Genomic DNA, 12,622 nt, shown 5'->3' with positions numbered 1-12,622 from the left:
TTTTTTACTGCGTATTTTTTTGTGCCTGCGGCTGTACTTTTACCCCGGCTGCAACGCGGCTTTGCTTGCGGTTTTCCAGCTCTTGCGAAATCACCGGCATGGTATCGCGCAAGGCACCTTCGAGTTCAGCTTCCAGGTCTTCTTCCAGCCCCAGCTTGGCTATCGATTCTGCCAGCTTGGAATCAACGTCGGATGAAGTCGGTGCAGTCATGATGGTCTGGTAAATTTCATCCATCTGGTCGGGCATGGAAATGATGGCTGCTTCTATCGCCGCCTTGCGACTCAGCATGCGGCGCTGGCGTGTGATGAGCGAAAGATAATCATTGCGCGCTTTTTGCAATTGCAACTGATCCATGCCTGGCTTGATATCTGCCAGGTCCTGGTCTATGCGCTCCAGGCGCGTTTCCACTTCTTTCATATTGACGGAATTGGCCCGCTCTTCTATGACCGTCAGGGCCAGCCACATGCTCAGGTAATCGAGGGTAGCATCATCAAGTTTTTCCACATCATTCATGGACAGACTGGTGCGGCTGTCACTGGCATACTGGTAAAGGGAAGCAACATGCTGCAGCATGCGTTGATAGGCATCCATCGAGCCAAATACCTTGAAGGCGATGCCTTCAAGCTTGTGGATTTCTTCCAGGAAGTGCTGTCTGGAAGCGGCCCTCTCCTGCTCGCGGTATTTTTTATCGACGGCAGCGCGGAAATTTTCTGAATACGGGATAAACATGGCGGCGATGGTTTCCCCAGCCACCAGGCCTATCAAGGGTATCAGCGCGGCATTGAAACCGTAGGGTATGGATATCAAGACGCTGGCGGCGACCGTGCCCAGCACGGCAAACATATTGCCCTGGCTGTACAGCATTTCCTTCACATATGAAACTTGTTTGATCTGCACGTTTTTATTTCAATTCTTTATTTCAATTCGCTATTTCAAATGGTGACTCTGAGCGTACCGCGTCCGGGACTGAGTTTGTGTAGTTGTGTCAGTACACGTTCCTGCATGTTGACTGCCTCGGTAGAACGCTGCCATACGGCTGAACGCGGGCGACTCTCGGTAATTTCAAAGTCGTCTGCAATCTTGGCGGGCTGGGTAGAGAGCACGATGACACGGTCCCCCAGCAACAGGGCCTCAGTCACATCATGCGTGACAAAGACGATCAGGCAGGGGCTGGTCTTGTGCAGGGTAATCAGCAGTTGCTGCATTTCTTCACGGGTTTGTGCATCCAGCGCGCCGAAAGGCTCATCCATGAGCAAGATACGTGGGCGCAACACCAGCGCCCGTGCCAATGCCACGCGCTGGTTTTGGCCGCCGGATAATTGCGCAGACGACAGGTTTTTTTTATCTGTCAGCCCTACAGCTTCGAGCATGTCATCTACGCGTTTTTTCCATTCAGCTTCAGGGAATTTTTTCTTCCACAAACCAAGGCGAAACGGGAAGGCGACGTTTTCATAGACTGTCAGGTCTGGCCGGTTGGCGTAGCGCTGGAATACCATGACGGCATCATCATGCGGTCCATCACAGACGTCGCCATTGATATGCACGGAGCCAGATGTTGGTGATTGCACGCCAAAAGGACGCACGCCACCCATCATGTGCAGCAAGGTACTTTTGCCGCAGCCTGACGGGCCCAGCAACATATTGATGGTGGGCTTGTCAAAAGACAGGCTGATACCATCGATCACGCGTGTCACAGGGCCATCGGCATTGGCATATTCCTGCACGATTTCATTGAGTTGCAGGCTGATGTCGGTGTTGGTCGTCATTGTGCTGGTCGTCATTGTGCTTGCCGGGCTGCTGTCTGCCATAGTATCCGTCTTGGTATCCATCTTGGTATCCGCCTTGGTATCCATATTCACTGCGAAGTTTCCCATGGATAGAGTTTTCTTTTCAACAGGCGCATCAACTGATAAGTCACCAGCGCCAGCGCGATGATGACGATGATGCCTGCAAACACCTGGTCCATGGCGCTGAAACGGCGCGCATTCTGTATCAGTTGGCCCAAGCCTTCGCGGGCATTGACGTATTCAGCGACAGTAATATAAGTCCACATGACCGAGATACTGACAACGACAGCGTCAGCAATACGCGGCATGGCCATGGGCAATACGGCTTTTTGTATGCATTCCCACGGTGTGGCACCGAGGTCACGGGCGCTGATGTAATAGCTTTGTGGCACGGCCTGTATGGCATCGCGCACCATGGGCACCAGATACACTACTGCACCGATGAACAGGAAGGCGATCTTCATGACTTCACCTATGCCCAGCCACATGACGAGGATGGGCAGCAAGGCGACTACCGGCGCAGAACGGAAAGGGTCTATCAGCGGCGACAGCAAGGCATTCAAGCGCGGTGCTGCGCCCATCATGACACCGACAGGTATGCCGATGGCGATGACCAGCAGGCCAGCGGCAAATACCCGGCCTGCCGACCACAGGGTGGCATTGAACAACATGCTGTTACCCTCGTTCCATGACAGGTAAAGCATGGCTTGTGCCACTGCCCAGGGCGACGGCAGCCTGGTCGGACTAACCGCGCCTGATGCTGCCAGCGCAGCCCACAGCACCAGTACCGTGGCCACCGATGCTATGCCGAGCTGGCGTCGCAAGCCCGGTGCCATGGGGGAGTAGGGATTCCAGAATGTCGTCATGATGCTTAACGTGCAAATACGCCGATGCGGGTAGTACGGTTCAAGCCACGGCAATCTTCCAGTGCCAGGCCATCCGCTGCCGGATTACTTTCATTACACAATGGTTTATCCGGGCCATTACCAACTATTTTGAAACGTGCTTTAGGGAATTCCCATTGCTCATTCAGATATTTCACCACTGCCGCAGCACGGGCCTGTGACAAGCGCAGGTTGGAGTCACGTGCACCAACGCCGTCACTATTACCACTGACTTCAAAATAAGCGCTGCCATTATTTTCTATGAAAGGCACCATCTCGGTATCAACGACGCGCTGGGCTTTCTTGGTCAGTTCAGCACTGCCAGTAGCAAAACCGACGGTGACTGGCTTGGTGACACTGGCTGCTTGTTGTGTAGCTGCTTTTTGTGCAGTTTCAGTAAATTGATATTGCGGTTTGGCTGCCGCTGTTTCCACTGCCGTATTCTTGGCCAGCATGGCCTTGATGAAGCGGTAGTCAAAACTCTCTTGCGGATTAACCACTGGCGATTTTGGATTCGCCAATGCGCCTGCAGCACGGTAGATGCTATCAAAACGGCGATATACGCGGTCATAGTGGTTAGTACCACCGACCAGGCCCAGGATACGGGCATTGTCTTCGAGACCTGTCCATACCAGGTTGCTGAACAGGGACTTGATGAAAGGCTTGCCTTCCTGCTTGGCCAGCAGCTTGAAGAATTCTTCTGTATTCACCAAAGCATCGACGGCATTGTCAGGTTTTGCTCTAGCCTGTGTCACGCCTTCCATCCAGCCTTCAACAAATTTCTGGATGACGGGGATGTTTTCTTCTTTGGCCAGTACGCGGCTGTCACACACCATGATGTCAAAAATCAGGTTAGTTGCAGTCTTGGTGGAATACACGACATGACCACCTTTAACATTGCGCAGGGCCAGTGACAGGTCAGGGTCCCACAGCGCGGCGGCATCGACGTTGCCGGATTCCAAAGCAGCGCGCACGCCAGCCGTGCCTTCATCAGCATTGATGAAAACAAACTTGACGCTTTCTTTCTTGCGCGCGGTCATCGAAGAATTTTCTATCGCATCGATCAGCATGCCATGCGAAGGAGTGAACTGCAGTACCGCGACCGAATGGCCTGCCAGGTCTTCCACAGTGCGTATGCTACCGTCTTTGGCGATGACAGCATCTGCACCCTGGGTATTATCAACGACCATCACGGCACGCGCATCCAGACCAGCATTGCGCAGATTAGGTTGCTCCTGCGCCCATGAGTCAGACGTACGCCATGCGCATTGCGCCGCGCCCGATTCAAACACGGTTGCCAGCGCCGGGATGTCATCCTGGATGACGAATTGCATATTCACACCCTTGGCTGCATACACAGAATTGGGCTGGGTAGTCAGGCTGTTGCCATTGGCAACCAGCGCAGGCGCATAACCATGGAAGCTGACGATACTGACTTTCAATGGGTTACCGCTAGAACCGAGTGGCCCGCTGCCCGACACTGGCGCAGGAGCAGGTTTGCCAGAAGGCTTCACACCATTGGCTTTGCTCGTTGCCGATGCACTGGCTGTCACTGTCGCGCCGGATTTTGCATCAGCCCGGTTGGCCCACCAGTCCTTGAGTGCCAGATTCCAGGCCGCAGAGCCTGCGGCTCCGAGGATAATCACTGCAATAAGTCCTTTAGCAAGAGGGCTAGCTGTAGCCATGGTCATTCCTTGATGATGTGTTGTTAGTCAGTGTGAGGTCGGTGTAAGTTCGGTCTGAATTGCTCTGACCTCAGTGTGAAAATTGCGCCGGGATTTCGCGCAATCTTTCTACTTCTGTCTGCAGGCGCTTCACTTCGCGCTCACAGTTTTCCATTGCAGATTTTTGTCCACCTTCCAGATTGGTGATCTGTTCTGCAGTTTTTTGTATCTCGCGTGCTAGCAGTCTTTCCATTTCAGCGATCTGCTTGCGTATTTCTGTGACGGCTCTTTCTTCTGCCGCTTTCAAATCAGCGACTTCGGTAATCACTTGCTGCTGGTTGGCAGTGAGCTGCGATTCAAGTGCTTTTTGATAGTCTTCCAGTGCGGCGATTTTTCTTTGGGCATCGATGATGGAATCATCGATAGTCCAGTTATCGTCAGCCGCATCCATGGCATGCACTGCTGCCTTGCGGGTAGCTTCGTCCATGGCGCGCAAACCGTCAAGCAACCTGAGCAGGCGTTCCGCCGGGAAAGGGGAATCGGGTATCTGGGCGCTTTTGAAGATATCTTCAAATGACTTGCCACCGGCGACATCAGCCGCCGCGTAGGCGATGGGTGGATTGATGGCTGGAGCCAAGGAAGTGCCAGCATCACTGGTGTTTGGCAATGGCGGCGGATTGGTACCCGCAGTTTCATCAGTAAATTCGCTGGCAGCCTGGTTTATCAGGAGTTCGTCGTCCGGCGCCACACCATGCAATTTCAATTTTTCTTCATCAGATAACTCGACCAGCTTGGCAGCAGCCAGAAACTTCAGGATACCTTTCACGCGAATTACCTCTTCAGAAAAATCTATGTGTGCAACAAGATACAACAGGCTGGCATAAATTGCCACTTTGATTGCATGTACCGGTCGCTTGAAAACCGGCTATTTGTCTCTGGGAGAACACAGTATCATCTGTCCATTGTGCGAGTAGTGCACCATGTATGGGATTGCACCGGAAATTCAATAGCTATTTCACAATATACTTTTCTTCAGGTCATTTTCATTTCCCACTGGCAAATAAGCTAAATCAGTTGCTTGCGCATGCGACTTAATGGTGCAACTATGCCGCCAGGCAAATCCAGATCGACGCGCTCAAATACAGTAAAACCACAAGCCAGATACAAGGGTTCACCCGGCATGGTGGCGGCCAGCTCCAATACTGTAAATCCCGCTGCCTGTGCCTGGGTGCTGCAGTGTTCGAGCAAAAGCCTGCCCAGGCCACGGCGCGCGGCCTTAGGTTCTACAAAAAAAGCCCGTATGCGTGCTGCATCGGTCGCTGGATCAAGTAAGTTATCCCCCCCCTGCTTGGCCTGGTCACCACCAAACAGGGTCTTGCGCTTGCTCCAGCCACCGCAAGCCAGCATGCTGCCCTGCTCTTCGATGACAAAATAAGTCTGGTCATGGATGAGCTGGCTATCGACACCAAACACGTGTGTGAGCAAAGCCTGCGCCTGTTCAGAGGTATAAAAGCTGGCACTGAGTTGTATCGCAGAGCGGGCGATCAGGGCTTGCATAACAGCGATGTCAGCTTCCTTTGCGCAGCGTATCGTCATATTTTCATTCATCACTTTTTCCTTTCCCTTTCAGCGGTGCATATCCCTGACACCATAGTCATCAATGAACTATAAGTCCGCAAGATTTGTCAAATCCCTTCATGTTAAGGTGAGCACCTCGCTGAGCAGTCAGTTTTTTATTTATCTCAGCGATCTATGCAGAGCCGGGCCTAAAATCTGGGAAACCATCATACGGCAATTCATCAAAAAACGAGATAGCTCAACAATTCAAGAACAGGATAAACCATGCAAACAAAAATCGTGAAAATAGAAAGCTTTCAGGTCAGCGGCCTGCAAGTACGCACCCGCAATGCTGATGAAGCCGATAATGCTACTGGCAAGATAGGTCCTATGTGGGGGCAATTCTTTGCCAAAAATTTGCCTGAGATCTTGCCAGCGAAAACCGGTGATGGAAAAATCTATGGCGTGTATTCAAATTATGAAAGCGATGCGAATGGCTTGTTTAACGTAACAGCCGGTGTCGCCGTGATGGCAGCCTCAGCAGAGCTGGCCAATGTCAGCATTGCTGCCGGTCGCTATATGGCATTTGAATGTGAAGGCGAAATGCCTGCCGCTATCATCAAAGGCTGGGGTGAGGTGTGGTCTTATTTTTCGGGTCAGTCAGAATACCAGCGTAGCTATCTGACTGACTTTGAAGAATATCAGGGACCTGCACAAGCGGCGATCTACATCGGTATAAAATAAGCGCCACTTTATTATCATGAGGCCAGCATGTCCGCATTGTCCACCAATCCAGCCCTGCAAATCAGTTATGAACGCCGCCTTTCCCGCGTCACCAATTATCTGCATGCGCATCTGGATGAAGACCTGGATTTGAACAAGCTGGCCGACATCGCCTGCATGTCGCCCTACCACTGGCACCGCATCTATCGCGCCATTCATGGCGAGAGCGTGGTAGCGACAGTCAAGCGCCTGCGCCTGCAAAGAGCAGCGACCTTGCTGGCGCGCAGCGATATGACGATAGATAAAATTGCAGAATTTTCCGGCTACCCCAACCTGCAATCTTTCACCCGTATTTTTGCATCTGTGTATGGGCAACCACCGGCGCGTTACCGCAAGGAGGGTAGCCACCAGCAAATCCCATTGCCAGATGAACTCAGTGCCGACCTGCACTTCCCGGTCAGCATCACCAGCATAGCCCCGGTGCAATTGCTGAGCATAGACAATACCGGCAGTTATATGAGCATCAGCAAGACTTTTGATATCCTGAATGGCTGTGCCGCCTCACGACAATTATTTAGGGAAGATACCCGCTGGTTCGGTATTTACTATGACGATGCAATGACGGTGGATGAAGACAAGCTGCGCTCAAAAGCCTGCATCAGCGCGCCTCAGCCTTTGCCGGAACAGGCATTGCAAGAACCCCTGTCTTTGACGGAGCTGCGCGGTGGCAAATATGCCGTGCTGACTTATAAGGGCCCTTATTCTGACATGCAGCCGGTTTATCGCTGGTTCTTTGGTGTTTGGCTGCCAGCATCCGGTGAAGAGATAGACGATGCGCCGCCGTTTGAAGAATACCTGAACAACCCGCGTGATACTGCACCCGCAGATCTACTGACAAATATCTACATGCCCTTGCGCTAAGCGAATGGAGAAAGCGCTTCATCATTGAATTCCCTGACCAGGAAATCAATGAAAGCCCTGGCCGCCATGGGCAGCCTGCTGGACGGCACGTACAAGGCATACAGGCTGATCAATGGAGCCTCTTGCCAGTCACCGAGTATCTGGACCAGCTCACCCCGTGCCACCCATTGTTGGGTGATGAAATCCGGCTGCAAGACTATGCCCAGACCATCGGCGGCGGCTTGCGCCAGCATCTCGCCATTATTCGAACACAGGGCACCGCCTACGCGTACGCGTTTTTCACTACGGCCATCACTGAGCAGCCATTCAGCCCCGGTCAGGTTGTGTCCATAATTCAGGCACCTGTGCTGGGCCAGGTGTGCTGGCTCTCCGGGTATGCCATGCTGTTCAAGATAAGCAGGGCTGGCATACAGCGAACGTTTGACGGCACAGATGCGGCGTGCTGCCAGATTGGAATCACTCACATGGGCGATGCGCAGGCTCAGGTCAAAACCCATTTCTATGGGATTGAGCATGCGGTCGTTCAGATCCATGCGTAACTCAACACGCGGATGCTGTTTCAAAAACTGACTCATGCGCGGTGCCAGCATGATGGTGCCAAAACTCATGGGGGCATTCACCACCAGCTTGCCAACAGCCTGGGTACGTCTTTCAGTCAGAGCCAGGCTTACTTCATCTGACAGTGCCAGGATAGAGCGCACGTATTCATGCAGCTCTGCACCTGCACTGGTCAATGACAAAGCGCGGCTGGTACGGTTCAGGAGCTTGACGTTATAGGTTTCTTCTAGCGAGGCCACCAGCTTGCTGACCTGCGAGCGCGTGACATCCATTTCACGCGCAGCCGCAGCAAAACTACCATGCTGCCAGGAGAGGGCAAAAGCGCGAAAGGCATCGAGTCTGTCCATGCAATGTTTCCAATCTGGATACTTAATGAAGACATTTTACTATCTAGTGCGCATTATGGAAACAATCTACAGTACACATGTCTGGACGCCAATTGTTAAAACCTAATTTAAAACCTGCCTTTCAAACCGATGGAGCACCTATCATGAGCAACCCAAAACTTGATTTACTGACAGCCGCCAACCACAGCCTGATCCTGATTGATCATCAGCCACAAATGACCTTCGGCGTTGCCAGCGGCATAGACCGCCAACTGCTGAAAAACAATGTGATAGGCCTGGCCAAGTCTGCCAAGGTATTCAAGGTACCGACCGTACTGACTTCAGTAGAGACTACCGGTTTCTCCGGTGAAATCTGGCCTGAACTGCTGGCCGAGCTGCCAGACAACAAGATTTTTGAACGTACCTCGATGAATACCTGGGATGATGAAGCAGTCAAAGCCGAGTTGAAAAAGTTTGGCCGCAAAAAACTGGTGTTTGCAGCATTGTGGACTGAAGTCTGCCTGACTTTCCCGGTACTGGAAGCCATGCGCGATGGTTATGAAGTGTATTTCGTTGAAGACGCCTCTGGCGGTACCTCAGCCGCTGCCCATAATATGGCCTTGCAACGCATGATACAGGCAGGTGCAGTGCCCATGACCTGGCAGCAGTACCTGCTGGAACTGCAACGCGACTGGGCTAAAAAGGATACCTACGAAGGCACTACAGGCGTGGTGGTTGAACATAGCGGCGCCTATGGTTCTGGCATAGATTATGCAATCACCCATGTACACAAAATGGCTGCACGCAAAGTCACGCATTGAATCACAATGAGCGACAATCAGTAACAATGAGTGGCTGCAAAAATGCAGCCTGTGATCCATCTTACCTCTATCTGACATCATGATCGCTATCGCCGACACACTGTACCTGAATGGCCGTTTCACTACCCTGGACAAACAAAACCCTCAGGCAAATGCGGTAGCGATTGCTGATGGCAAATTTATCGCCGTCGGCGATGCCGCAGAAGTGCGCCGCCACATTGGCGCACACACCAACGTCATTGACCTCAAAGGCCGCACCGCCATCCCCGGCTTACACGACAGCCACACCCATCTGATAAGGGCAGGCTTGAACTACACCATGGAATTGCGCTGGGATGGCGTGCCCTCCCTGGCAGACGCCATGCGCATGCTGAAAGAGCAGGTTGCCCGTACCCCGGCGCCACAATGGGTGCGCGTGGTCGGTGGCTTCACTGAGCATCAGTTTGCAGAAAAAAGGCTGCCAACGCTGGCAGAAATCAATGCTGCCGCACCTGATACGCCTGTGTTTATCCTGCACCTGTATGACCGTGCGCTGCTCAATGGTGCAGCCCTGCGTGCAGTTGGCTATACCAAAGACACACCGAGTCCGCCAGGTGGTGAAATCGAACGCGACAAACAGGGCAACCCGACCGGGCTGCTGCTGGCCAAACCAAACGCCATGATCCTGTATGCAACGCTGGCAAAAGGACCCAAACTGGACCCGGATGCGCAAGAGATTTCTACCCGGCTGTTCATGCGCGAGTTGAACCGGCTCGGCATTACCTCGGTCATTGATGCGGGTGGCGGTTTTCAAAATTACCCGGATGACTACCGCATCATAGAAAAACTGCAGAAGGCAGACGAGCTGACTGTGCGCATCGCCTACAACCTGTTTACTCAGAGACCGAAGCAGGAAGTAGAAGATTTCCAGACCTGGAGTGATTTGCTGCCACCCCTGTCTGGCGATGCGATGTACCGCCACAATGGCGCGGGTGAGATGCTGATATTTTCAGCAGCTGATTTTGAAGATTTTCGCGAGCCACGCCCAACTCCTGTCGATAGCATGGAAGATGAGCTGGAGCGCGTAGTACGCCTGCTGGTAGAAAAGCGCTGGCCTTTCCGCCTGCATGCGACTTATGACGAAACCATCAGCCGGGCACTGGATACTTTTGAAAAGGTGAACCGTGATATTCCATTCAATAATCTGCACTGGTTCTTTGACCATGCAGAAACCATCAGCCCACAAAACATAGACCGTGTCAGGGCCTTGGGTGGCGGTATAGCGATACAGCACCGCATGGCCTATCAGGGTGAATATTTCATTGAGCGTTACGGCAGCCAGAAAGCTGCGCATTCGCCGCCGGTGCGGCGCATGCTTGATGCCGGCATTCCAGTCGGCGGCGGTACCGATGCCACCCGCGTTGCCAGTTACAACCCCTGGGTCAGCCTGGCATGGATGATCACTGGCAGGACCGTCGGTGGTACTAAGCTGTATCAGTCAGATAATCTGCTGGACCGGGAAACCGCCTTGCGCCTGTGGACTACAGGCAGTGCCTGGTTTGCCAATGCGGATGGCAGACAGGGGCAGATCAAGACCGGACAACTGGCGGACTTCATCGTGCCATCAGCCGATCTGTTTGCAATTCCTGAAATGGACATCGCCGGCCTGGTGTCGCACCTGACCGTTGTTGGCGGCAAGGTCGTGCATGGTGACGACGTGTTTTCTGACCTGGCTCCACCTATGCCAAGGGCAGCCAATGACTGGGCACCAACCAATGTCTTTGGTGGCTACTGGCGCGAACCGCTGGTGCAAAAAAACAAAGCTGGTCATCTGCAAAAACCTGTACAGCATGCCAACTGCTGTGCGAAACCCTGCCAGGTTCATGGGCATGGCCATACGTCCAGCTGGCTCAATCCCGTGCCGGTATCGGATGAAAAAAGTTTTTGGGGCGCACTGGGTTGTGGGTGCTGGTTATGACACTGCCTTCTTCGATACAGACACTGGCCCTGGCTATGCTGGCGAGTGTGTTCGCCTGGAGTGCCGCTGACAAACTGTTGCACTGGCAAGACGGGCTTGCTGAAGTCCGTGAACAACTGCCTTTTGCTCCTGTGATTTTATTATGCTGCACCGTGTTCTTGCAGGCTGCTGGCAGTTTATGCTTGCTGGCAGCAGCCTTTTTTCCCGAGCAACCCGTGCTGCATTATCTGGGCGGCTGCGCAGCGCTCGGCCTGGCTGGTTTCACCTGTATGGCAACGCTGCTGTTTCATGCATTCTGGCGCGAGAAAAATGCGAAGGAAGCAAGACGCATACTGACTGTGTTTCTGGAACACCTTGCTCTGGCCGGTGGCCTGTTGCTGGCAGCCACGTTCTTGCTGACTGCATGAATCACCCAAGCTGAATCATATCTATTCGAAACGGACAATAAACATGGCAACCGACATTTCTACAACAGCATCAGCCAACAATCCCGCACCGGCATTTAATGCGTGGATGGCACCCCTGCTGGCCCTGGTCGCCGCGTATATAGATACCCTGGGTTTCATCGCCCTGTTCGGCCTATTCACCGCCCATGTCACGGGCAACTTTGTCCTGATCGGTGCCGCCTTCGTGCATGGTGGCAGTGGCATGACTTTAAAGTTCCTGGCTTTCCCGGCTTTCATCGCTGGTGTATTGGTGGCCAAATGGACCCACGGTTTTTTGAGCGCACGTGGCAGCACGAGGGTATTAAAAACCTTGCTGGCGCTGGAAGCGATGTTCCTGTTCGCCTTTGCCATGACAGGTATTTTGCTGCGACCTGACCTAGATGCCAACCCCGGATACACTGCCATCGCCACCGGCATGCTGGGTGCGCTGGCGATGGGCTTGCAGAATGGCACCAGCCGCCTGAGCCTGTCCAGCCTGGTACCCACGACGGTCATGACCGGTAATGTGACACAGATCGTGATTGACCTCGTCGATGCCGCATCAGGCAACATTATTGCGCGCGAACGCATACGCCGCTTCATCCCTGCGGTTGCGGGTTTTGTAGTGGGTGCGGTCGGCGGTGCTCTTGCTTACGTCGGCCTGGGCTTCGTTGCCGTCCTGCCTGTGATTGCGGTGTTGCTAGTACTGATTTATATTGCAGACCCGATTATTAAGCCAATTATTACAGGCCCGCGCCAGTAATCCGCAAGGAGGATATCCACGTGCAGATTGCGGACTGCGGGCTTGCAGGCCATATTGCCTAGCCAGGCACGTCACCCTTGCGCGTTACTTTGCCAGAACCACCGATGGAATTAAATTACCTCCGGCAAAGCCGGAGGTTTATTGCTGGGGCGCCTCAAAGGCGCTGGTAACCCTTGAGCCGCCTAAAGGCGGCTACAGTCCCAATTTCATTTGGTCGTAACGCTCATCTTCCTGC

Annotated in this window: 13 protein-coding genes; 6 read left to right on the top strand and 7 right to left on the bottom strand. The window is 53.2% G+C overall.

Annotated elements, in window-relative coordinates; all coding sequences use genetic code 11:
- Nucleotides 1-4: 4 nt before the first annotated feature.
- The 6 genes from ACO0LI_RS05745 to ACO0LI_RS05720 all read right to left on the bottom strand — a co-directional run bounded on the left by ACO0LI_RS05745 (nt 5) and on the right by ACO0LI_RS05720 (nt 5,944).
- Entirely contained in the window at nt 5-898 is an 894-nt protein-coding gene (locus tag ACO0LI_RS05745; protein WP_423031559.1) for a hypothetical protein, read from the bottom strand.
- Nucleotides 899-933: 35 nt separating this feature from the next.
- The gene (locus tag ACO0LI_RS05740) at nt 934-1,875 is read right to left on the bottom strand and encodes an ABC transporter ATP-binding protein (RefSeq protein ID WP_423031557.1); all 942 of its coding nucleotides are present in this window, start codon (nt 1,873-1,875) and stop codon (nt 934-936) included.
- On the bottom strand, nt 1,857-2,654 hold the full coding sequence (locus ACO0LI_RS05735) for an ABC transporter permease (protein WP_423031555.1): 798 nt from the start codon (nt 2,652-2,654) through the stop codon (nt 1,857-1,859). Before ACO0LI_RS05735 ends, ACO0LI_RS05740 begins: the two co-directional genes overlap by 19 nt.
- A gap of 5 nt (nt 2,655-2,659) precedes the next feature.
- Nucleotides 2,660-4,357: an OmpA family protein gene (locus ACO0LI_RS05730; RefSeq protein ID WP_422950103.1), complete on the bottom strand. Its 1,698-nt coding sequence runs from the start codon at nt 4,355-4,357 to the stop codon at nt 2,660-2,662.
- A 70-nt stretch (nt 4,358-4,427) separates the two neighbouring features.
- Nucleotides 4,428-5,162, bottom strand: coding sequence for a hypothetical protein (locus ACO0LI_RS05725; protein WP_423031553.1), 735 nt, complete (start codon nt 5,160-5,162; stop codon nt 4,428-4,430).
- Between the two features lie 239 nt (nt 5,163-5,401).
- The gene (locus tag ACO0LI_RS05720) at nt 5,402-5,944 is read right to left on the bottom strand and encodes a GNAT family N-acetyltransferase (protein WP_423031551.1); all 543 of its coding nucleotides are present in this window, start codon (nt 5,942-5,944) and stop codon (nt 5,402-5,404) included.
- Between the two features lie 234 nt (nt 5,945-6,178).
- On the opposite strand from ACO0LI_RS05720, the gene ACO0LI_RS05715 reads away from it, so the two are divergent.
- Complete coding sequence (locus tag ACO0LI_RS05715) at nt 6,179-6,637, top strand: GyrI-like domain-containing protein (RefSeq protein WP_423031549.1); 459 nt, start codon at nt 6,179-6,181, stop codon at nt 6,635-6,637.
- A 27-nt stretch (nt 6,638-6,664) separates the two neighbouring features.
- Nucleotides 6,665-7,537 carry an AraC family transcriptional regulator gene (locus tag ACO0LI_RS05710; RefSeq protein ID WP_423031547.1) on the top strand — a complete coding sequence of 291 codons (873 nt, stop codon included), beginning with the start codon at nt 6,665-6,667 and terminating at the stop codon, nt 7,535-7,537.
- Here the strand turns inward: ACO0LI_RS05710 and ACO0LI_RS05705 are convergent.
- Nucleotides 7,534-8,442, bottom strand: a complete 909-nt coding sequence (locus tag ACO0LI_RS05705; RefSeq protein ID WP_423031545.1) for a LysR substrate-binding domain-containing protein — start codon at nt 8,440-8,442, stop codon at nt 7,534-7,536. The two genes, ACO0LI_RS05710 and ACO0LI_RS05705, sit on opposite strands and share 4 nt — an antisense overlap.
- Before the next feature lie 143 nt (nt 8,443-8,585).
- Here ACO0LI_RS05705 and ACO0LI_RS05700 point away from each other — a divergent pair, with 143 nt between their 5' ends.
- The 4 genes from ACO0LI_RS05700 to ACO0LI_RS05685 all read left to right on the top strand — a co-directional run bounded on the left by ACO0LI_RS05700 (nt 8,586) and on the right by ACO0LI_RS05685 (nt 12,387).
- Nucleotides 8,586-9,242 (top strand): hydrolase, encoded by a 657-nt coding sequence (locus tag ACO0LI_RS05700; protein WP_423031544.1) that lies wholly within the window; start codon nt 8,586-8,588, stop codon nt 9,240-9,242.
- Between the two features lie 79 nt (nt 9,243-9,321).
- Complete coding sequence (locus tag ACO0LI_RS05695) at nt 9,322-11,199, top strand: amidohydrolase (RefSeq protein ID WP_423031542.1); 1,878 nt, start codon at nt 9,322-9,324, stop codon at nt 11,197-11,199.
- The gene (locus ACO0LI_RS05690) at nt 11,196-11,606 is read left to right on the top strand and encodes a hypothetical protein (RefSeq protein ID WP_423031540.1); all 411 of its coding nucleotides are present in this window, start codon (nt 11,196-11,198) and stop codon (nt 11,604-11,606) included. The genes ACO0LI_RS05695 and ACO0LI_RS05690 overlap by 4 nt, the downstream gene beginning before the upstream one ends.
- Before the next feature lie 43 nt (nt 11,607-11,649).
- Nucleotides 11,650-12,387 carry a YoaK family protein gene (locus ACO0LI_RS05685; protein WP_423031538.1) on the top strand — a complete coding sequence of 246 codons (738 nt, stop codon included), beginning with the start codon at nt 11,650-11,652 and terminating at the stop codon, nt 12,385-12,387.
- Nucleotides 12,388-12,622 lie beyond the last annotated feature (235 nt).

Source organism: Undibacterium sp. Tian12W, from assembly GCF_049339405.1.
Taxonomy (GTDB): domain Bacteria; phylum Pseudomonadota; class Gammaproteobacteria; order Burkholderiales; family Burkholderiaceae_D; genus Undibacterium.
Note: the sequence above shows the minus strand (reverse complement) of the source record. Positions and strands in the feature narration are given on the sequence as shown.

Coding starts and splice junctions, on each gene's coding strand:
- ACO0LI_RS05740 (WP_423031557.1), bottom strand. CDS start 1,875: ATGGGAAACTTCGCAGTGAATATGGATACCAAGGCGGATACCAAGATG.
- ACO0LI_RS05735 (WP_423031555.1), bottom strand. CDS start 2,654: ATGACGACATTCTGGAATCCCTACTCCCCCATGGCACCGGGCTTGCGA.
- ACO0LI_RS05730 (WP_422950103.1), bottom strand. CDS start 4,357: ATGGCTACAGCTAGCCCTCTTGCTAAAGGACTTATTGCAGTGATTATC.
- ACO0LI_RS05720 (WP_423031551.1), bottom strand. CDS start 5,944: ATGAATGAAAATATGACGATACGCTGCGCAAAGGAAGCTGACATCGCT.
- ACO0LI_RS05715 (WP_423031549.1), top strand. CDS start 6,179: ATGCAAACAAAAATCGTGAAAATAGAAAGCTTTCAGGTCAGCGGCCTG.
- ACO0LI_RS05710 (WP_423031547.1), top strand. CDS start 6,665: ATGTCCGCATTGTCCACCAATCCAGCCCTGCAAATCAGTTATGAACGC.
- ACO0LI_RS05705 (WP_423031545.1), bottom strand. CDS start 8,442: ATGGACAGACTCGATGCCTTTCGCGCTTTTGCCCTCTCCTGGCAGCAT.
- ACO0LI_RS05700 (WP_423031544.1), top strand. CDS start 8,586: ATGAGCAACCCAAAACTTGATTTACTGACAGCCGCCAACCACAGCCTG.
- ACO0LI_RS05695 (WP_423031542.1), top strand. CDS start 9,322: ATGATCGCTATCGCCGACACACTGTACCTGAATGGCCGTTTCACTACC.
- ACO0LI_RS05690 (WP_423031540.1), top strand. CDS start 11,196: ATGACACTGCCTTCTTCGATACAGACACTGGCCCTGGCTATGCTGGCG.
- ACO0LI_RS05685 (WP_423031538.1), top strand. CDS start 11,650: ATGGCAACCGACATTTCTACAACAGCATCAGCCAACAATCCCGCACCG.